Origin of the sequence: Streptomyces inhibens (assembly GCF_022221585.1) — a bacterium.
Lineage (GTDB): Bacteria > Actinomycetota > Actinomycetes > Streptomycetales > Streptomycetaceae > Streptomyces > Streptomyces inhibens.
In genome coordinates, this window is record NZ_CP084681.1 from 7,826,996 (window position 1) to 7,846,328 (window position 19,333).

Annotated in this window: 17 protein-coding genes and 2 pseudogenes; 14 read left to right on the forward strand and 5 right to left on the reverse strand. The window is 66.8% G+C overall.

Features of this window, described 5'->3' with window-relative positions; translation table 11 throughout:
• Nucleotides 1-8 precede the first annotated feature (8 nt).
• A complete protein-coding gene (locus KI385_RS35045; protein ID WP_238576067.1) occupies nt 9-1,397 on the reverse strand; it encodes an MFS transporter in 1,389 nt (462 codons plus the stop codon).
• Between the two features lie 37 nt (nt 1,398-1,434).
• Nucleotides 1,435-2,259, reverse strand: a complete 825-nt coding sequence (locus KI385_RS35050) for an AfsR/SARP family transcriptional regulator (RefSeq protein WP_238576068.1) — start codon at nt 2,257-2,259, stop codon at nt 1,435-1,437.
• A gap of 337 nt (nt 2,260-2,596) precedes the next feature.
• Here KI385_RS35050 and KI385_RS35055 point away from each other — a divergent pair, with 337 nt between their 5' ends.
• The 11 genes from KI385_RS35055 to KI385_RS35105 all read left to right on the forward strand — a co-directional run bounded on the left by KI385_RS35055 (nt 2,597) and on the right by KI385_RS35105 (nt 13,784).
• Nucleotides 2,597-3,277 carry an HAD-IA family hydrolase gene (locus KI385_RS35055; protein ID WP_238576069.1) on the forward strand — a complete coding sequence of 227 codons (681 nt, stop codon included), beginning with the start codon at nt 2,597-2,599 and terminating at the stop codon, nt 3,275-3,277.
• A gap of 115 nt (nt 3,278-3,392) precedes the next feature.
• Nucleotides 3,393-4,631, forward strand: coding sequence for a transaldolase family protein (locus KI385_RS35060; RefSeq protein ID WP_238576070.1), 1,239 nt, complete (start codon nt 3,393-3,395; stop codon nt 4,629-4,631).
• 34 nt (nt 4,632-4,665) lie between these two features.
• Nucleotides 4,666-5,418 (forward strand): sulfotransferase-like domain-containing protein, encoded by a 753-nt coding sequence (locus tag KI385_RS35065; protein WP_238576071.1) that lies wholly within the window; start codon nt 4,666-4,668, stop codon nt 5,416-5,418.
• Nucleotides 5,415-6,146 (forward strand): SDR family NAD(P)-dependent oxidoreductase, encoded by a 732-nt coding sequence (locus KI385_RS35070; RefSeq protein ID WP_238576072.1) that lies wholly within the window; start codon nt 5,415-5,417, stop codon nt 6,144-6,146. Before KI385_RS35065 ends, KI385_RS35070 begins: the two co-directional genes overlap by 4 nt.
• Nucleotides 6,147-6,175: 29 nt before the next feature.
• Entirely contained in the window at nt 6,176-7,324 is a 1,149-nt protein-coding gene (locus KI385_RS35075; protein ID WP_238576073.1) for a hypothetical protein, read from the forward strand.
• Nucleotides 7,325-7,402: 78 nt separating this feature from the next.
• A complete protein-coding gene (locus KI385_RS35080) occupies nt 7,403-8,197 on the forward strand; it encodes a class I SAM-dependent methyltransferase (RefSeq protein ID WP_238576074.1) in 795 nt (264 codons plus the stop codon).
• Complete coding sequence (locus tag KI385_RS35085; protein ID WP_238576075.1) at nt 8,194-9,534, forward strand: MFS transporter; 1,341 nt, start codon at nt 8,194-8,196, stop codon at nt 9,532-9,534. Before KI385_RS35080 ends, KI385_RS35085 begins: the two co-directional genes overlap by 4 nt.
• A gap of 37 nt (nt 9,535-9,571) precedes the next feature.
• Nucleotides 9,572-10,132, forward strand: coding sequence for an adenylyl-sulfate kinase (gene cysC, locus KI385_RS35090; RefSeq protein ID WP_238576076.1), 561 nt, complete (start codon nt 9,572-9,574; stop codon nt 10,130-10,132).
• Nucleotides 10,129-11,115, forward strand: coding sequence for a sulfate adenylyltransferase subunit CysD (cysD, locus tag KI385_RS35095; protein ID WP_238576077.1), 987 nt, complete (start codon nt 10,129-10,131; stop codon nt 11,113-11,115). Before cysC ends, cysD begins: the two co-directional genes overlap by 4 nt.
• Nucleotides 11,116-11,117: 2 nt before the next feature.
• On the forward strand, nt 11,118-12,374 hold the full coding sequence (locus KI385_RS35100) for a sulfate adenylyltransferase subunit 1 (protein ID WP_238576078.1): 1,257 nt from the start codon (nt 11,118-11,120) through the stop codon (nt 12,372-12,374).
• Nucleotides 12,375-12,377: 3 nt separating this feature from the next.
• A complete protein-coding gene (locus KI385_RS35105; protein WP_238576079.1) occupies nt 12,378-13,784 on the forward strand; it encodes an FAD/NAD(P)-binding protein in 1,407 nt (468 codons plus the stop codon).
• 240 nt (nt 13,785-14,024) lie between these two features.
• Here KI385_RS35105 and KI385_RS35110 read toward each other — a convergent pair whose 3' ends face one another.
• The 3 genes from KI385_RS35110 to KI385_RS35120 form a co-directional block, all read right to left on the reverse strand.
• On the reverse strand, nt 14,025-14,387 hold the full coding sequence (locus KI385_RS35110; protein WP_238576080.1) for a helix-turn-helix domain-containing protein: 363 nt from the start codon (nt 14,385-14,387) through the stop codon (nt 14,025-14,027).
• A gap of 1,271 nt (nt 14,388-15,658) precedes the next feature.
• A complete protein-coding gene (locus KI385_RS35115) occupies nt 15,659-15,877 on the reverse strand; it encodes a hypothetical protein (RefSeq protein WP_238576081.1) in 219 nt (72 codons plus the stop codon).
• 725 nt (nt 15,878-16,602) lie between these two features.
• A complete protein-coding gene (locus tag KI385_RS35120; RefSeq protein ID WP_238576082.1) occupies nt 16,603-16,875 on the reverse strand; it encodes a hypothetical protein in 273 nt (90 codons plus the stop codon).
• 63 nt (nt 16,876-16,938) lie between these two features.
• Between KI385_RS35120 and KI385_RS44720 the strand changes: the two are divergent.
• The 3 genes and pseudogenes from KI385_RS44720 to KI385_RS35130 all read left to right on the forward strand — a co-directional run.
• Nucleotides 16,939-17,190 (forward strand): annotated as a pseudogene (locus KI385_RS44720) (transposase); the annotation flags it as partial.
• 141 nt (nt 17,191-17,331) lie between these two features.
• Nucleotides 17,332-17,679, forward strand: a pseudogene (locus tag KI385_RS35125) (AMP-binding enzyme); the annotation flags it as partial.
• The gene (locus KI385_RS35130; protein ID WP_238576083.1) at nt 17,676-19,316 is read left to right on the forward strand and encodes an AMP-binding protein; all 1,641 of its coding nucleotides are present in this window, start codon (nt 17,676-17,678) and stop codon (nt 19,314-19,316) included. The pseudogene KI385_RS35125 and the gene KI385_RS35130, both read left to right, overlap by 4 nt.
• Nucleotides 19,317-19,333 lie beyond the last annotated feature (17 nt).

A 19,333-nucleotide genomic window follows, 5' to 3' on the forward strand; every position in this document is an offset into this window, starting at 1 on the left:
GGTGGTCTTCAAAGTCCTTGTGGCCGGTGCCGCTGTTCGGTCCGGGAGGGCGCGTACCGGCGGCTCACCTGCGCCAGTTCCAACCCGCTGGTCTCTGGAGCCCAGGCGAGCGACACCAGCGCGCCGACCAGGGAGAGCGCGCAGCCGAGCAGCATGACCGCGCTGACTCCCCATGCATCGAGACCCATGGGGATGAGGAAGGTGCCGACGGCCGCTCCGATACGGCTCACTGCGGCGGCGAAGCCGATTCCCGTGGCCCGGATCTGCGTCGGGAACACCTCGCTGGGATACACCGCCTGGAGCACGCTGGACCCGGCGTGGAACAGCGCGAAGACGCCGAAGCACATCGCGATGGCCCATTGAGGACCGTGCGGCCACAGCCCTAGCGCGAGCAGGGCGCCGGCGGTGACCACGAACGGCCAGATCAGGAGCCTGCGGCGGCCCAGCCGGTCGATCACCGTCATTCCGGTCAGACAGCCCGCCAGCAGAAAGAGGTTGAGCAGCAGCTCACCGACCCCGTCGCTCGGGGCGCCCAGGGAGCTCAGCGCCTGTGGGGAGAAGGTGGAGATCGCGAAGAACGGTGTGACCTGGCAGAGCCAGAACAGGCTGGTGAACAGAGTTCGTCGGAGGTAGGGCCGGGAGAACAGCAGGCGATGACTCGTCTTCACCGGCTCCTCGTCGATGCCGGACCGATCGAGCTTTCTGCCGAGCCAGCGCTCGCTGATCGCCTCGGCCTCCGCGATCCGGCCCTTGCTCGCTAGCCAGCTCGGCGATTCCGGGGTGCCCAGCCGCGCCAGCAGCACGACGAGGGACGGCACCGCGCTGCTGGCCAGGATCCAGCGCCACATGGAGCCGTCAGTGGCCCAGGACGTCAGCGCGAAGCCGAAGGCGGCCGCGAGTGTGTAGCCGATGTACCAGAAGACGATGAGGGAGGCCAGCAGCCGCCCTCTTCTCTTCGGTGGTGCGAATTCCGCGACGAGGGCGCCGGCGATGGCGTAATCGGCTCCCACCGCGGCACCCATGACGAGCCGGACGGCCAGCAGTTGCATCGCGTCCTGGACCACGAGTTGCAGCAAGGAGCCGATGAGAAACACGATCAGGTCGATCAGATACATCTTCTGCCGGCCGACTTTGTCGGTGACCCAGCCGAAGATAAGACCGCCGAAGAACAGACCGATCAGCGAAGCCGAGCCGATCAGTCCGGCCCATACGGGGGTCAGTTCCAGGTCTCTGTGGGCCAGTGGCAGGGCGGCGCCGACTACTCCGAGCACCCATCCGTCGCAGATTTCTCCACCACCGGCGCACACCGCGATACGGGTCTCGAACCGGCGGACCCGCCGGATATCGGGATGCATCGAACCGGAACCGGACACCGAGTGCACGTGTGTGGCTGACACGTACGCTCTCCTCCTCAATCAATAGCGTTGAATTGCTCTACCGGCTTGCCATGAGATCCAGTGAGAGCTTCATCCTCTCCGGCGGGGTGACATCGAGCTCCGTACTCTCGGTGAGTACGGCCATGTGCAACTGCCTGATCCTTTGGGATGGTGCGATGCCGAGTTCGTCGGTGAGCTTTTCGTGAAGCCTGTGATACGCCTCAAGGGATTGTGCGGTACGGCCTGACCGGTACAGCGCGATCATGTATTGGGCGTGCAGATTTTCGTGCACTGGGTGCCGGGAAACGAGGGTGCTGAGTTCGGATAGCAGCTGATGATGCATGCCGAGCCGTAGTTCGGCATCGATGCACTGCTCCAGAGCGGTCATATGAAGGTATTCCAGGCCCGTGACAATGGCCTGGATGTGCGTACCGTGCTGTACGTCCAGCAGAGTGTGCCCGCGCCAGAGATCGAGGGCGGAACGTAGTGTGACAGAGGCGAGCAGATCGTCCTTTCGCGACTGGGCCTGCCGGAAGTCCGCCAAATACTGTTCCAGGGAGTGCAGATCGAGAGCTCCGTGCTCGACGCGCAGCGAATACCCCTGGTGATGCGTCTCGAGGATCTGCTTGACCTCTTCCGCGGTCCTCCCGGATGCGGGGCCGGCCAGGGCCTGCCGAATCTGGAACACCCGGGTATGGACGCTCTGCACCGCGCTGCGCGGCGCGTCTGCGCCCCAGAGTTCCTGGACGCAGGTGTCCAGGGCCACGGGGGAATTCGCGTTGAGCAGCAGTAGAGCCAGGAGCTGACGGGTCTTGGGAGCGGACGGAAGCAGTGAATCGCTTCCGTCCATCAGGGAAAGTGGGCCGAGAACTCCGAACTTCATTGAACTCCCTCTCGTGCGGGCGCCTGGTCAAGGTCCGACGGCAAAGGTGATCGGCAGAGATGGATGAAGCGCGATGCTCGGCACCGGGGTGGTCGTCATGCGCCTGAGAGGAAGCTAGCTACACCGTGATGGCGGCGCCAGGCAGCGTCTCCGACTCTGTCATCCGCGCCCGAATTGGGTGACTTTGATCCAACCCTCCGGTGTCGCGGTATCGAGCGAAGAGCGAATCGTAAGAACGCTTTGCTTTGCTGGGTAAAGCCTCGGGGCGGAAGCTACAGGAGCCGTCCTTGGGGACCATTCACAGCACACCGGGCAGGACGGCAGAGGAGCCCCCTCCATGGCGAAACATCTGGTCATATTTGACTGCGACGGAGTTCTTGTCGACAGTGAGACACTGAGCTCGCGCGCCATGCGGGAATTGGCGGCGGAGGAAGGTCTTGACTTTTCCCCGGTGCAGGCGCTCGAATTCATCCGGGGTCGCAAGGTCGCCGAGTGGGTTGCGCAGTTGGAGGTACGGCTGGGCAGGGCACTGCCGGCTGGCTTCGTCCCGGAGTTCCGCAGCAGGTCCGCGGCCTTGTTCGCCACCGAACTGCGGCCCGTTCCCCATGTGAAGCAGGTCATCGACGACCTCGTCCTGCCCTTCTGTACGGCGTCCAGTGCGCCTCGGGAGAAGATCCTCAACACCCTCGGATTGACCGGCCTGTTGTCCTCTTTCGAGGATCGGATCTACAGCGCCTACGAGGTCGGTGTATGGAAGCCGGACCCCGGACTGTTCCTGCACGCTGCAGCCGATCTCGGCGCCCCCGCCCGGCAGTGCGCGGTCGTCGAGGACAGCCTGGTCGGCGTGCAGGCCGGCACCGCAGCCGGCATGGCGGTGTTCGGCTACGCGCCGCCGGAAAGTGGTACGGCACCGACCCTGGCGGCCGCGGGAGCGATCACCTTTGACTCGATGAAGCTGCTTCCCGGATTGCTGGACCAGTGGCTCACCGGAGATTCGGCCGAATTCGCAGCCCGGTGAGAGCTGCGCGAGAACGGCGCAGTATCGCATCGATATCGGTCCGTCAGCACGACCTGGTTTAGTCAATGAGCACGCCTTCCCCTCCGGAGAACCGAACTGGAAAGGTACGAAACTCATGCCGAGTGTTCTCGAAGAGCTGCAGCGCGTTGGTGAGTCGGCCGAGATCTGGTGGGATTCCTCGCCGCTCGACTTCCCCCGGTGGCGCGACCGGCAACTGGCCGGTGCGCCGGACCCGGAAACCCGGGAGCGCTGGAAGGAACAGCTCGACCGCTTCTTGTGTCCAGCCGCCCCCGACGTTTCCCTGGTGCGCGGCATCACGACCAATCCGTCCCTTGTCGCGCAGAGCGTGCTGGCTTCCCCGGAATCCTGGCGCGAGGACATCCAGGAGCTCATCCGCTATCAGCTGGCTCCCGATGTGGAGAGCACCTTCTCCCTCGTCTACGAGGAGGCACTACGCCGCGCGGCGCGGGAGATGTTGCCGCTATGGCAGTCCAGCAACGGCCGTTTCGGCTGGGTCTCCGGACAGCTCGACCCGCGCCTGATGCTCAATGCCGACCTCATGCTGGAGCAGGCGCTGCGGATCGCCCGAATATCCCCGAATCTCATGGTGAAGGTGCCCGGCACCAAACAAGGATACGAGGTCATCCGCCAGCTGGTGGCCCGCGGAATCTCCATCAACTCCACGTTGTCCTATACGGTTCCGCAGTTTATCGCCTGTGCCGAGGCGGTCGAAACCGGGCTGCGGCAGGCCCATGCCCAGAGCATAGACACCAGCCGATGGCGCGCCGTCTTCACGCATATGATCGGGCGCTTCGGGGCCAATCACGATCTCCGCTACGAAGCGGCCATTCGCGAAATCGAGCTCACCCAGACCGATTTACGGTGGGCCGAGGTCGCCATCCTCAAGCGCATCCACTCCCGGATCCGGGAGAACGGCCATCCGGTCAAGCCGCTGCTCTCCAGCCTTGAGGTCGACGATCCGGCCAAGGGCAGCGGCACGCTGAGCATGCATCTGGAACAGAGCGCGGGCGGCGCGATCGCCTACACCTGCAAGCCACAGTTCATATCCGACGTCATGCGTCGAGAGAGCGAACTTTCAGCCTTCGATGCAAAGGCCATCGAGCAGGAAGTGCCGGAAGAGATTCTCGCGAAGCTGATGTGGCTGCCTTCCTTCCACCGTGCGTACGACCCGGTCGGCATGTGCCCCGAGGAATTTGCTCACTACGGCTCGTTCATCTCGACGTACGCCGAAGTCATGGCGAACACCCGGAAACTGATCGACTTCGTCGCGCATCAATTCCAGACCGTATCCGCTTCCGCACAGCCTCTGCTGCTGTCGGGAAGCGGGCGGTAAGAGGCGTTTCACCACACCATCGAGGAGATGCTGTATGCATCGTTCCATCGCGCTCTGGAGCCATCCCAGATCGATGTCCACCGCCCTGGAGCGCTCATTCATCGAGCGGGGCGACTTCAAGGTGTTCCACGAGTCCTTCGCCTACGTCTTCTTCATGCACGAAGAGCGTGCCGCGATTCCGCACAAGAATCCGGATCCCGGTCACCCGATGACCTATCCGGACATCAAGCGGATGATGGAGACGGCCCGTCTGGAACGTCCGGTGTTCCACAAGGACTTCCCGTACCACTGTCTCGACCATCTGCTGAAGGACCCCGAGTACCTGCTCGGCCAGGTCAACACCTTCCTGATCCGGGATCCCGAGGAAGCCGTACTCTCGCACGCCACCGTGCACCCAGAACTCACGCGTGAGGTCCTCGGCTACGAACAGCTCGCCAAGACCTTCGACTTCGTACGGGAGCTGACCGGCACCGTCCCGCTGGTCGTCAACGCGGCGGATCTCGCCGCCCGCCCCCAGGCCACCATCGCCGCGTACTGCGAGGCTGCCGGGATCTCCTTCCTCCCCGAAGCCCTGAAGTGGTCCTCCGGGGAGCAGCCCGAGTGGACCACCTGGAGCGGCTGGCACACGGACGTGGCCGCCAGCAGCGGCTTCAGCGCACCGCAGCGCAAATACCGCTTCACCTACGAGGCGCGGCCCGACCTGCGCGAGTTCGAGCGCTACTGCCGCCCCTTCTACGAGCACCTGGACCAGTACCGGCTGCAGCCGGCCGAGGAGGCATCGATATGAGCGTCAACACTGTGATCGTCACGGGCGGAGCCAGCGGTGTCGGACGTGCCCTGGTGGGCCGGCTTCTGGACGCCGGCAAGACCGTCATCACTTGCGACATCGACGAGCCGGGCCTCAAGGCGCTTGCCGAGGAGCATCGTGGCCGCGCGCTGGAGACCCACATCACCGACGTGGCATCGCACGGGGACTGCGACGCCTTCATGGACCAGGTCCTCGCTGGGCACCCAGAGGTTGACGGCCTGGTCAACAACGCCGGCCTCTACCTCGGACAACCGGTCTGGGAGTACGACGACGCCACTATCGAACGAGTCATCGCGGTCAACGTCAAGGGCCCGGTATGGCTCTCCGCGCGCTTCGCGGACCACCTGTTCCAGGCCAAGCGTCGCGGCGCCATCGTCAACCTCGCCTCGGTCGCAGGCGAGGTCGGCAGCTCCGACGCCCTGTACGGGACCGTCAAGGCCGGAGTGATCGGCCTCACCAAGTCCAACGCTATGAACTTCGCCCCCTACATTCGGGTCAACGTCGTATCGCCGGGCCTCATCGTGAACACGGCCATCGCCGACCGGATCCCGGAATACCGCTACGCCGAGTACAAGCGCCAGGAGCAGCTCGACGGCGACATCCTCCCCGAATACGTGGCCGATGTGTGCGCCTACCTGCTCAGCGACGAGTCCCGGACGCTGACCGGCGCCCTGCTGCGCGCCGACAACGGCTCCTACCCGCGCTGAGTCCCTACGTACGTCCCGGAGGCGAACCCTTGACTTCCCACACTGACGGTCCCGACAAGCCGCTCATCATGCTGGTGGGCATGGGAGACCTGTCCGCCAAGGTACTCACCATGCTGCTGAGTGACCCGGCGACCAACCGGATCGTGCTGGCCGGACGCGACACCGAAACCATCCGCAGGCGAGGCAACTTGGCGTTGTTCACCGCCCACAACCTCGGGCATCACGGCACGGTCGACACCGTTCATGTCGACCTCCGCGATGTAGACGCCACCGCGGAGACCATCGCCGAGGTCTGCCCGGACATCATCTTCATGGGTGGCTCCCTGCAGTCCTGGCGGGTCATCACCGCCCTGCCCCAGGAGACCTTCGAGGAGCTCGACGAGGCGCAGTTCGGGCCGTGGCTGCCAATGCATCTGACGCTCAACCACCTGCTGATGCAGGCGGTGCGCGCATCGGGTGTGGACGTCAAGGTCGTCAACGCGGCCTTTCCCGATGCGGTGGGCCCGATCCTGGACAAGGTCGGTCTGGCACCCACCATCGGGGTGGGCAATGTAGCCAACATCGTGCCGGCGCTGACCCTGGGCGCCGCGCATCTACTGGACGCACATCCCGCCGATGTGGAACTGCGACTGACCGCACAGCACTACTTCAGCCACTACGTACCGCGCTTCGGCGACGCCGGGAAGGGCGCGTACCACCTGTCCGTGCAGGTGGCGGGACAGCCGGGGCCCGTGGAGGTGGACCACGGCGCAGTCTTTGCCCAGCTCGACAACCGCCTTAAGCGACTCGGCGGGATCGACGGTCAGCTGCTGACCGCCTCCTCCGCCGTTCGCGTCCTGAAGGGAATGGCCACGGACAGCGGGGTGCTCGCCCATGCCCCCGCGCCCGGCGGCCTGCCCGGCGGCTACCCGGTTCGCGTCCACCGGAACGGCGGCACGGTCGACCTGCCCGACGGCCTCGGGCTGGCCGAGGCGATCCGTATCAACGAGGACTGTCAGCGCGCGGACGGTATCGACTGGATCGACGACGACGGAACGGTGCACTTCACCGAGTCGGAGATGACGGTCATGAAGCGGCTGCTCGGCTACGAGTGCCTGAGCATGAAGCTCGGTGACGCGTCCGAATGGGCCGATGAACTAGCGCTGAAATACCGCGCTTTCGCAGCGAAGTTCGCCTGAATCCCCCCGCCGACCGAGGCGTTCGGGCCTCGGTCGGCTCCTCACCCATCCTCAACTTCGCACCGCCGGAGGACGAATATGACCACGAACGCAACCCGGATCGCGGACCATGGTCCGACAGCGGAAGCGGCTGTGCCGGACGACTTCGAGGGCCAGTACGTCCGCACTCTCGTGGACCGCTGGGACCAGCTGATCGACTGGGACCGCCGTCGGGCGAGCGAGCAGGACTTCTTCATGGAGCTCCTGAACGGAGCGGAAGCCCAGCGCGTGCTCGATGTCGCGGCGGGTACGGGCTACCACTCCGTCACCCTGGCCCAGCAGGGCTTCGATGTCACCGCCGCGGACGGCAGCGCGGAGATGATCGAGCGGACGCGACGCAACGCTGAGCGGCACGGACAGAACTTCCGCGTTCTTCAGGCGGACTGGCGCAGCCTGCGGGAGAGCATCGATGGCCGTTACGACGCGATCGTGTGTCTGGGCAGTTCGTTCCCGCATCTGTTCCAGGAGCCGGACCGGCGCGCCGTACTCACCGAGTTCTACGAGGCGCTGAATCCCGGCGGCATTCTCATCATCGACCACCGGAACTTCGACGCCATTCGTCAGCACCGGTACCGGAGCAGCGGGAACTACTACTACTGCGGGACCGGGGCAACCGTCACCGTCGCGCATGTCGATGAGCAGCTGTGCCGCTTCCAGTACGACTTCCCGGACGGCAGCACGCACCACCTCGAGGTCTATCCAATTCTCTCGGGCGAGCTGTCGTCGCTGCTGATCGATGCCGGCTTCGACGCGATCCAGAACTTCGGCGACTTCCGCGAGAACTTCGCGATCGAGGACGTGGACTTCGTTATCCACGTCGCACGGAAGTCATGAAGAAATCAGAAAGGCCCACGATGGTGGTTACGGAAAAGCAATCCGCCGAAAAACGTTCCAAGGCGATCACCGGATTCGTCGCGACGGTGCTGCTGACCAGTTTTGTGGCGGCTACGTATGGTTTCGGCTTCTACCTCTTCGCGCAGATCGTCACTGATATGCGCAAGGACCTCGGGTTCGACTACACGGTAGTCGGGACGATCACGGCGGCCGGACAGCTCGGCTTCCTGGTGTTCGCTCTGTTCGGCACCTGGCTGTCGACCCGTATCGGCGGCAGCCAGGTCGTCATCGGATCGGTGGCACTGTGCGGTCTATGTCTCGCACTAGTGCCGGTGAGTGACAACATCGTGCTCATCGCGCTGCTGCTGACGATCACGGGCGGCACCGCCGCCTCCGTCTATGTGCCCTTGGTCGAGATCGTCGGCCGGGTCATCGACTACCGGCACCGCGGCAAGGTGCTGGGGCTGGTGTCCAGCGGAACCAGCTACGGCGTCTTCGTCAACAGCCTGCTGGTCCCGTCGTTCGTTCAGCACGACAACTGGCGTGGCCTGTGGTACTCCGTCGGGTTCGGGACGCTGATGGTGACGGCAATAGCCACCTTCACCTTCTTCCGCCTGGGGCTCTTCAAACCCGAGGGCAGCGGCGCGGATGACGTCACGGAGACCGGCACCCTCCGGCAGGACAGCAGCGCAAGTGCCGGCTGGCGCATGGTGCTGGTGCGCTGGGTTGTCATCGTCTGGATAATGAAGTTCCTGAACGGTTTCGCCTGCATGCCGTTCCAGAACTACCTCTCACCTTATCTGCGCGAGGGCCTGGGATTTGACATCGACTTCGCGGCCAAGGTCTGGGGAACCATCGGCGTCATCGGAATGTTCGCAGGTTTCGCGGTGGGCTGGCTCTCCGACCGGATCGGCGTCCGCGCCTCGCTTGTCATGTGTTACGCGCTCTTCTTCATCTCCGCCCTGCTACTGGTGTTCGCCCCGGTCGGATTCCTCCCGATGGTCTCCGGAGTTCTCTTCGCCCTCGCCTTCTACCCCATCTATGGGCTAGTGCCCGCCTATGTCTCTAAGTCGGCATCGGGTGCTGCGGCGACAGTTATCTTCGGCGTGACTAATGTGACCCAGGGAGTCGGTGGCATCATCGGAAACTACACCGCGGGATTTTTGAAGAACGTCACCGGCGATTTCATGTGGTACTACGCCGTTATCGCGGTGGCCACCGTGGTACTGGGCTTCCTGACCCTCCAGCTGCCCCGCGAGGGATCGGCGGAGAGCGCCATCGGGAAAAAGCCCGCCGCACCCGAACTCGACAAGGACGTCGCCCATGCCGCCGGCTGACGCGCATGGGCATACGACCGTAAACGGAAAGGGCCTGATGACTCAGCAAGGGATATGCACCTGCTGGCCGGGCGCGACGGTGTGGCTGACGGGTCTGCCGAGTGCGGGCAAGACCACCCTCGCGTACGAACTGGCCGAACGGCTGCGGGCCGGCGGCCGCCGCGTGGAGGTGCTGGACGGCGACGAAATCCGTCAGTTCCTCTCCGCGGGCCTGACCTTCAGTCGCGCGGACCGTGACGCCAACGTACAGCGCATCGGCCTGGTGGCGGAGGTCCTGGCACGCAACGGTGTCACCGCCCTGGTGCCGGTGATCGCTCCGTACGCGGACAGCCGCGAGGCCGTCCGTAAGCGCCACGAAAGCAGCGACACCCCGTACCTGGAAGTGCATATCGCCACTCCGGTCGAGGCATGCTCCGAGCGCGATGTGAAGGGCCTGTACGCCCGGCAGGCGGCCGGCGAGATCTCCGGCCTGACCGGCGTCGATGACCCGTACGAGGTCCCAGAGAAGCCGGATCTGCGGATCGAGGCCCACACCCAGACCGTGCAGGAGTCCGTGGCAGCGCTGCACGCGCTGCTCACCGAAAGGGGACTGGCATGACGACGGTAACCGCAACGACCGGGGCCGTCCCGGAGCAGGGGCGCGACGCGCATCAGCTGGACGCCCGGTCCCCGGCGGGCGATTCTCCGTACGCCCTGAGCCACCTGGACGCACTGGAGTCCGAGGCCGTCCACATCTTCCGCGAGGTCGCGGGCGAGTTCGAGCGCCCGGTGATCCTCTTCTCGGGCGGCAAGGACTCCATCGTCATGCTGCACCTGGCGCTCAAGGCATTCGCGCCGGCGCCGGTGCCCTTCTCGCTGCTGCATGTCGACACCGGGCACAACTTCCCCGAGGTCCTGGAGTACCGCGACCGTACGGTGGCCCAGCACGGGCTGCGGCTGAACGTCGCCTCCGTACAGGAGTACATCGACGCGGGGAAGCTGCGGGAGCGCCCGGACGGGACGCGCAACCCGCTGCAGACCGTACCGTTGACCGAGGCCATCCAGACCCGGCGTTTCGACGCGGTCTTCGGCGGCGGCCGCCGGGACGAGGAGAAGGCGCGGGCCAAGGAGCGGGTCTTCTCCCTGCGGGACGAATTCTCGCAGTGGGACCCGCGGCGGCAGCGGCCTGAGCTGTGGCAGCTCTACAACGGCCGCCACTCGCCTGGCGAGCACGTCCGCGTCTTCCCGCTGTCCAACTGGACCGAGCTGGACGTGTGGCAGTACATCGCCCGCGAGAAGATCGAACTTCCCCAGATCTATTTCGCGCACGAGCGGGAGGTGTTCGCCCGCAACGGCATGTGGCTGACCGCGGGCGACTGGGGTGGCCCCAAGGACACCGAGACCATCGAGACCCGGCTGGTGCGCTACCGCACCGTCGGTGACATGTCCTGCACCGGTGCCGTCGACTCCGACGCCGACACGCTGGACGCCGTGATCGCCGAGATCACCGCCTCCCGGCTCACCGAGCGCGGCGCGACCCGCGCCGATGACAAGCTCTCCGAAGCCGCCATGGAAGACCGTAAGCGCGAAGGGTACTTCTAAAGATGACCATCGACACGCTGCGTTTCGCCACCGCCGGTTCTGTGGACGACGGGAAGTCGACCCTGGTGGGCCGGCTGCTGCACGACTCCAAGTCGGTGCTCGCCGACCAGCTGGAGGCCGTCGAGCACGCCTCCCGCAACCGCGGACAGGAGGCGCCCGACCTGGCGCTGCTGACCGACGGGCTGCGCGCCGAGCGCGAGCAGGGCATCACCATCGACGTCGCCTACCGCTACTTCGCCACGCCGCGGCGCCGGTTCATCCTCGCCGACACCCCCGGCCATGTGCAGTACACCCGCAACATGGTCACCGGCGCCTCCACCGCCGACCTCGCCGTCGTCCTCGTCGACGCCCGCAACGGCGTCGTGGAACAAACCCGCCGGCACGCCGCCGTGGCCGCCCTGCTGCGCGTCCCGCACGTCGTCCTCGCCGTCAACAAGATGGACCTCGCCGACTACGCCGAGCCCGTCTTCGCCGCCATCGCCGAGGAGTTCACCGCGTACGCGACCAAGCTGGGCATCCCGGAGATCACTGCCATCCCGGTCTCCGCACTGGCCGGCGACAACGTGGTGGAGCCCTCGAATAACATGGACTGGTACGGCGGACCCACCGTTCTCGAGCACTTGGAGACCGTCCCCGCTGGCCACTGCCCGGCTGAGGAGCCGGCCCGTATCCCGGTCCAGTACGTCATCCGGCCGCAGACCGCCGAGCACCCGGACTACCGCGGCTACGCAGGCCAGATCGCCTCCGGTGCGTTGCGTGTCGGCGAGCCCGTGACCGTAATGCCCTCGGGCCGTTCGAGCACCATCGAGGCCATCGACCTGCTCGGTGAGTCCGTGGACGTGGCCTGGGCCCCGCAGTCGGTGGCACTCCGTCTCAGCGACGGCATCGACATCTCCCGCGGCGACCTGATCGCGCCGACCGCCGCGGCGCCCACCGTCTCGCAGGACGTCCGGGCGACCGTCTGCCATGTCGCCGACCGGCCGCTCACCGTCGGCCAGCGTGTGCTGGTCAAACACACCACCCGTACGGTCAAGGCGATCGTCGAGGAGATCCCCTCGCGGCTCACCCTGGACGACCTCTCGCAGCACCCGAGCCCCGAGCAGCTGGTGGCCAACGACATCGGCCGGGTCCGGGTCCGTACCGCCGAACCGCTGGCGCTGGACGCCTATGCCGACTCCCGCCGCACCGGGTCCTTCCTGCTCATCGACCCTGTAGACGGCACCACTCTCGCGGCCGGCATGGCCGACAACCTCGGGTGAGCCATGAGTGAGGGGACTTTGCACGTAGCGGTCGTCGGAGCGGGGGCGGCGGGCACGCTGGCCTCGGCCCGACTGCTGGACGCAGCCGTCCGCACCGGGCACAGGTTACGGATCGATCTGATCGATCCCGCGCCGGAGACCGGGCGGGGCGTTGCCTACGCCACGCCCGACCCGCGTCATCTGCTGAATGTGCCGGCCGGGCGGATGAGCGCACTGTCGGGCGACGGCGATGATTTCGTCCGCTGGCTCGCCGACCAAGAACACCGCCGGGTCGACCCGGCGGAGTACGTGCCGCGCGATCGGTACGGCGCGTATCTGGCCGACGACCTGCACCGATCCGCCGCGGCCGGGGCTGGCACGGCGACGGTCCGACGACGGCACGACCGGGTCGTCGCCATCGCCCGCCGTCCCGTCTCCGGCTCCAATGACGCCGTACACCTGCGGCTGCGCACGGGCGAAACGCTCGACGCGGACGTAGTGGTCCTCGCGCTCGGCCATATCGCCCCCGGCAGCAAATGGCTGCCCGACGGCCTCCAGGACGCGTCCCACTTCGTGGCCGATCCCTGGCAGCCGGGCGCGCTCGCGGACGTACCCGACGATCAGGATGTGCTGCTCGTGGGCACCGGCCTGACCATGTGCGACATCGCGAATTCGCTGGTCAGGCCGGGCCGCACGGTGCACGCCGTCTCCCGCCACGGTCTGCTGCCGCTGCCCCATGCCGCCGCCGCGGCGCCTGCGACCGCGGTACGCCAGGTCCCGGTGGTTGAGCTGCGCGACCTGGCGCAGCTCAAGCGCGGGGTGCAGCACCGCGCCGCGCTGTGCCGGCGGCGGTACGGGGACTGGCGCCCCGCCGTCGACGAACTCCGCCCGCACATCGCCCTGCTGTGGCAGCAGCTCTCGTTCCAGGACCGGGAGCGCTTCCTTGCCGGTGACCTGCGGGAATGGGAAGTTCACCGGCACCGGATGCCACCGGCCACCGACCGGGCGCTGGCCGCGGCCCGGCTGGTCGGACTCCTGACCGTCCAGGCGGCGGAGGTGTCCACGGCGCGCACCAGCGAGGACGGTCTTGGGGTCGGCGTGCGGCTGTCCAACGGCTGGGCCGCGGAGGTTGGCGCCGTCATCAACTGCACCGGCACCGAAGGCCGGGTACGGGAGTTGACCGATCCCTTCGTCCGCAGCCTGCTCCACTCAGGGATCGCTGCTCCCGGACCGCACGGCCTTGGCTTCGACACCGCGCCCGACGGGCGGCTGACCGCAGCCGACGGCAGTACCGCGGCGCCCGTATGGACGCTCGGCCAGCTCCGGCGCGGAAACCTGTGGGAGACCACGGCCATTCCCGAGATCCGCGTGCAGGCCACCGAGCTGGCGGCTCGGATCCTGGACCTCGCCAGGGCCCCGGCGCTCACCTGACGCCTCCCCCTCCGTCTGCTCCACACATCCTTTTGACTTTTCGTCACCCTCCGCTTCAGAACGGGAAACGCACCGTGCAGTGTCAACTTCCCATATCTTTCAGCCGGCCCGTTTCCGCGTATTCGGGCCCTGCCATGTCGACGAGATCGCCGAAAAGTACGGACTCCAGGGCGACGTCAGGGAATCGGTGCGCCGGATATCCCAGGTACTGCCGTTCCGGTTCAATGAATATGTGCGCTCCTAGCTCGTCGACTGGGACAACATTCCGAACGATCCGATCTTCCAAATGGTGTTCCCGCAGAGCGAGATGCTGGACGCCCAGGACGAACGCCGAATCGGCGCCCTGGTCGGCGACCCCGGCGCCGAGCCAGCCCTGTGGGCCGCCGTACAGCAGATCCGCGGCAAGCTCTGCTCCAGCAGGGGCAGTGCCCTTCCGGCGGTGGACTTGCCGATGCCTGCGGCGAGGGCGAGTTCGATGACCGTGGCCGGTTCGGTGCGGCCGACCAGTTCGGTGTAGATGGCGGCTTGTGCTTCGGTCAGCCCGGTCAGCGGTTCGGGGGTGGGGTTCTGCGTCGGTGTGCTGTCTGGGGTGGTGTCGGACATCAGGGGTCCTCGATTCTGTGGTGAGACGGGTGGTTGAGGGCCCCGGCCAGGGTGCGGACCCGCGTGGGCGGGCCGCGGGTGTTCGCCGGGCGCGTGCGCGTCGCGTGTGTCCGGGCGAACGTGGCTGTGGAGAGAGCGGGTTCGCGTGATGCGGCCCGCGGCTCGTCGGCCGCGACCATGGACGCTCGAACCGGGCGGGAAGTCAAGAGGTCCGATCGCATGGGATCGGTGCTGGTCAGAGTGGTGACGTGAGGGTCGGGACGGATCGGGTGCGAAGCGGTGCGCCGATCTCGATCGGTCTCCCGCGGGTGTCGTGGGTTTCTTCCGGGCCCTCGGGTCGGTTCCGGGGCGTGAGCGGAGCGCGGGGTGGTTCATTCGATGGGGGGTGGTGGGTCGGGGTGGCGGATTCGGAGATGGTGGTGGATCTGGCGGGCGCATTTGGGTCCGATGTGCAGATCGGTGCGAAGACGCCAGATGCTCGCCGGCTTGCCGGTGGCGGAGCGGACGGCGTCGCCGACGGCGATGGCGTGCGGCCATACGTCGGCGTCTGCCGCCCCGGTGTGGGGTGCTGGCGGGTGGGGAATGGACGATCGGTCGTGGGGTGCGCTGTAGGCCGCGTCGGGCCGGATGTCGGGCCCGTCCGGGACGTTGCTCCTGGTCGGGATGTGACCTGAGGTGTTCGCCGTCAGGGGGTGTGTCCGGTTGGGTGGCTGCCGGGGCCGATCGGGGCGCCAGAGCGGTGGGCGGGGCGGTCGGATCCGTCGGATCCGTCGGATGGGTGGGGCCGGTCGGGCCGATCTGGTCCAGGAGGTCGGTGACGGTTCGGCGGTAGGCGGCGATGGTTTCGGTGAGTGTGATGAGGAGGAGGGCGGGGGTGAGGTGGAGCAGGACGGCTGCTGGGTCGGCTTGGTTCGGCCAGCCGATCTGTCCGTCTGGCCACAGGCTTTCCCAGGTGTTCATGAGGGCGGCGGTGGATCCGGCGCTCCAGCGGAGTGTGGTGGACCAGGCTGGTGGGCGGATGCCCTAAGGGCTGTCCCGTAATCCCTGGCGGGCGCACGACGACAGCTACGGCACTCCCCCAGCTAACGCTGGGAGGTGCCCCCACGCCGCGTTGTCGGAACATCCGGATACACCCAGTATCCGGACGTCCCTCCGCCTTGCGATGCAGCTCGGCATCCGTACAGCGAATGAAGAGCCGAGACGGAGTGAGCGCAGCGAACGCAGTGCATCTGACGCCGTGCGCTGATCCACCAGGGATTACGGGACAGCCCTTAGGCGGCCAGGCGTGTGTCTATGTAGAGGACGCCGGCGAGCGCGGTGCCGATCACGGGGTCGAGGAGGACGGCGATGGGGAGGGGGACGTGGCGGGTGGTGGCGAAGCGGGTGACGTTGACCGTGGTGAAGACGAGCGCCAGGATCCCGACGACGCACAGGACCCGGGTCATGTTGCGCAGGAGTCCCACGGCTTCGCGGGCTTCGATCTGCTTCACCGGGTAGTGCCGCCTCCTCCGGCTCGTGCCGCGGGTCTCGTTGCGCCTTGAAAGGTGGGGGTGGTGGTGCGGGCTGGGGCTTGGCGGACGACTGCTCCGGTGTGTGTGGGGCGTCGATGGCCTTGCCGCCGCCGGTGGAGAGGGGGACGCGGGTGGGGCTGAGGCCGAAGAAGGACGAGTTCAACCGGCAGGGAATTCCTGGCCCGACGAAGGACTACTGGCCACACGGATCGCTGCGCCCTATCCTGACCGGCCGCGCGGTTCAAGAAGCAATTCGTGTCCACAGGAATCCCGCAAGCAACAGAGGTAGGCGGGGCTCGCGACTGAACAACGCAGGAAAGCCGCTGTACGGCGAAACGGCCGTCATCCAGCTGCCGCCGCTGTTTACGAAGGACGAGCTGAAGCGCCTCATGTCGCTCTGGCCCGCACGGTTCGCAGGTCCGCACCGGGAGCCACGTTTCACCCGCTCAGCCAACGCATCGTGGGGGATGCGGAAAGCACTGCACCGGCACCAGTCGTATCGGCAGAGACGGCGGACGGGCATATCGCTGCACGGGTAAGAATCAGCAATATGCCGGTGCACCGCGATGCGACTGTGCTCAGATCAATGCTGGTGCGCTGGAGCGGAGGGTGTGGAACGAAGTCTGCGCGTTGCTTGAGGACCCGGACCGTCTGGTGGCCATGGCAGAGGACCGGGTCGATGTCGGTCAGGCGGGTCAGGTGGATTACGCCCGCCGGATTACCGACCTGGAAAAGCAGGTGGCCGCAAACGACGCTGCCATTTCGGCGGCTGTGGTCGCGGCTGCCAAGCAGATGCCAAGGCCGCCATCGAGCAGGCGGTCCTCACGTTGGCCAAGGAGCGGCAGCGCACTGTACAGCTTCTGGAGGACACCAAGCTGTGGCGGCAGGAAGCCGAGGATGCCGCGCAGCGAGGGAGTGACCTTCAGAAGCTGGTCGAACTGGCCCGGCACCGGCTGCGCGACATGGGACCGGAGCAATAGGCCAAGGTTCTCGGCCTGTTGGAGATCCAGGTCACCATCCTGGGCGGGATCCCGAGGAAGGTGCGCAGCGATGACGCCGTCAGTGCGTGGTTCCGTGAGCGTGCTCGTCGCGTTCCTCTGCTGACGGACGACGCGTGGGCGAAGGTCGAATCTATCTTCGTAGATCGAAAGGGTAGGCGGCTGCGAGATCCTCGGGGCACGCTGGACGCCATGCTGTACAAGGCGCGCACCGGGTGTCCTTGGAGTGGCTTGTCCGCTCCGGCGGGAAACCTTGCGGGCATATGGCAGCGATGGCTGACGTCGGGCTTCTGGGAGCGGCTGATGAACGCATTGGTGGATGTGCCGGGGGAGGCGCCCCCGGAGGGCGGAGTGATGCTTCCGCCCCTTGAGGTCCGGGGACGGGTTGATCCCCGGATGATGATTGGTGAAGATCTGTCCCCTGAAAAGGGCGGTCTGTTCAAGGCGTCCGACTGCAAGATCTCGCTGTTCGAGCTGGAGAGCGCCCTGCTGGAGCACGAGGCGGTCGCCGAGGCCGCCGTGGTGCCGGCCCCCGATCCGGTGCGGCTGTCCGTGCCCAAGGCGTATGTCGTGCTCGCGGCCGGGTGGTCGCCCGGCCCGGAGACCGCGAAGCTGATCTTCGAGCACTCCCGTGAAGTCCTGGCCCCCTACAAGCGCATCCGGCGGCTGGAGTTCGCCGACCTGCCGAAGACCGTCTCCGGCAAGATCCGCCGTATCGAACTGCGCGAGCGCACCGCGCAGGGCGACGGCGGTGCCGAGTACTGGGAGGAGAACCACCGATGAGCCCGTCGCACAAGGAGCTGTCGTACGCCAGCGGGGCCGCCGAGCGGCCGCTGCTCGGGCACACCATCGGCGCCGATCTGGCCCGCACCATCGCCCGCTTCGGCGACCGCGAGGCGCTGGTCGAGGTGGCCGGCGGTCGCCGCTGGACCTACACCGAACTGGGCCGCGCGGTCGACGAGGTGGCCCTCGGCCTGCTCGCCAAGGGCGTCGGCAAGGGCGACCGGGTCGGCATCTGGGCGCCCAACTGCGCCGAATGGGTCCTCGTCCAGTACGCCACCGCCAAGATCGGCGCGATCCTCGTCAACGTCAACCCGGCATATCGGGTACACGAGTTGGCGTACGTCCTCCAACAGGCCGGTATCACCGTCCTGGTCTCCGCCACCCACCACAAGACCAGCGACTACCGCCGGATGATCGAGCAGGTGCGCGCCGAGAGCCCGGCGCTGCGCGATGTGGTCTACATCGGCGACCCGACCTGGGGCGGACTGCTGGCCGCCGGCGCCGCCGTCCCGCACACCCGGCTCGCCGAGTGCGAAAAGGCCCTGACCGCCGACGACCCGGTCAACATCCAGTACACCTCGGGCACCACCGGCTTCCCGAAGGGCGCCACCCTCTCCCACCACAACATCCTCAACAACGGCTACTGGGTCGCCGAGACCATCGCCTACACCGAGCACGACCGGGTGTGTCTGCCGGTGCCCTTCTACCACTGCTTCGGCATGGTGATGGGCAATCTCGGCGTCACCTCGCACGGCGCCTGCATCGTCATCCCGGCCCCCGCCTTCGACGCCGCCACCACCCTGCGGGCCGTCCAGGACGAGCGCTGCACCTCCCTCTACGGCGTCCCCACCATGTTCATCGCCGAACTCGACCACCCCGACTTCGCCTCCTACGACCTCTCCTCGCTGCGCACCGGCATCATGGCGGGCTCGCCCTGCCCGGAGGAGGTGATGAAGCGGGTGGTCACCGAGATGCACATGGCCGAGGTCTCCATCTGCTACGGCATGACCGAGACCTCCCCGGTCTCCACCCAGACCCGTCGCGACGACGACCTCGAACACCGCACCGCGACCGTCGGACGGGTGCTGCCGCACATCGAGGTCAAGGTCGTCGACCCGGCGAGCGGGGTGACCGTGCCGCGCGGCACACCGGGCGAACTGTGCACCCGCGGCTACAGCGTGATGCTGGGCTACTGGGAGGAGGCCGAGCGCACCGCCGAGGTCATCGACGCCGCCCGGTGGATGCACACCGGCGACCTCGCGGTGATGAACGACGACGGCTATGTCCGGATCGTCGGCCGCATCAAGGACATGATCATCAGGGGTGGTGAGAACGTCTATCCGCGCGAGATCGAGGAGTTCCTCTACTCCCACCCCAAGATCGCCGACGTGCAGATCGTCGGCGTCCCGGATGACAAGTACGGCGAGGAGATCGCCGCCTGTGTCATCCTCCGCGACCCCGAAGACCCGCTCACCCGCGACGAGTTGGCCCGCTACTGTCGCTCCCGGCTCGCCCACTTCAAGGTGCCGCGCTACCTCGACATCCTCGAAGCGTTCCCGATGACCGTCAGCGGCAAGGTCCGCAAGATCGAGCTGCGCGAGCGGCTGGCGAAGGAGCTGGGCGGCGTGCGGCAGTGAAGGTGTGCGGGGCCGCC

Coding starts and splice junctions, on each gene's coding strand:
- KI385_RS35050 (WP_238576068.1), bottom strand. CDS start 2,259: ATGAAGTTCGGAGTTCTCGGCCCACTTTCCCTGATGGACGGAAGCGAT.
- KI385_RS35055 (WP_238576069.1), top strand. CDS start 2,597: ATGGCGAAACATCTGGTCATATTTGACTGCGACGGAGTTCTTGTCGAC.
- KI385_RS35060 (WP_238576070.1), top strand. CDS start 3,393: ATGCCGAGTGTTCTCGAAGAGCTGCAGCGCGTTGGTGAGTCGGCCGAG.
- KI385_RS35065 (WP_238576071.1), top strand. CDS start 4,666: ATGCATCGTTCCATCGCGCTCTGGAGCCATCCCAGATCGATGTCCACC.
- KI385_RS35070 (WP_238576072.1), top strand. CDS start 5,415: ATGAGCGTCAACACTGTGATCGTCACGGGCGGAGCCAGCGGTGTCGGA.
- KI385_RS35080 (WP_238576074.1), top strand. CDS start 7,403: ATGACCACGAACGCAACCCGGATCGCGGACCATGGTCCGACAGCGGAA.
- KI385_RS35085 (WP_238576075.1), top strand. CDS start 8,194: ATGAAGAAATCAGAAAGGCCCACGATGGTGGTTACGGAAAAGCAATCC.
- cysC (WP_238576076.1), top strand. CDS start 9,572: ATGACTCAGCAAGGGATATGCACCTGCTGGCCGGGCGCGACGGTGTGG.
- cysD (WP_238576077.1), top strand. CDS start 10,129: ATGACGACGGTAACCGCAACGACCGGGGCCGTCCCGGAGCAGGGGCGC.
- KI385_RS35100 (WP_238576078.1), top strand. CDS start 11,118: ATGACCATCGACACGCTGCGTTTCGCCACCGCCGGTTCTGTGGACGAC.
- KI385_RS35105 (WP_238576079.1), top strand. CDS start 12,378: ATGAGTGAGGGGACTTTGCACGTAGCGGTCGTCGGAGCGGGGGCGGCG.
- KI385_RS35110 (WP_238576080.1), bottom strand. CDS start 14,387: ATGTCCGACACCACCCCAGACAGCACACCGACGCAGAACCCCACCCCC.
- KI385_RS35130 (WP_238576083.1), top strand. CDS start 17,676: ATGAGCCCGTCGCACAAGGAGCTGTCGTACGCCAGCGGGGCCGCCGAG.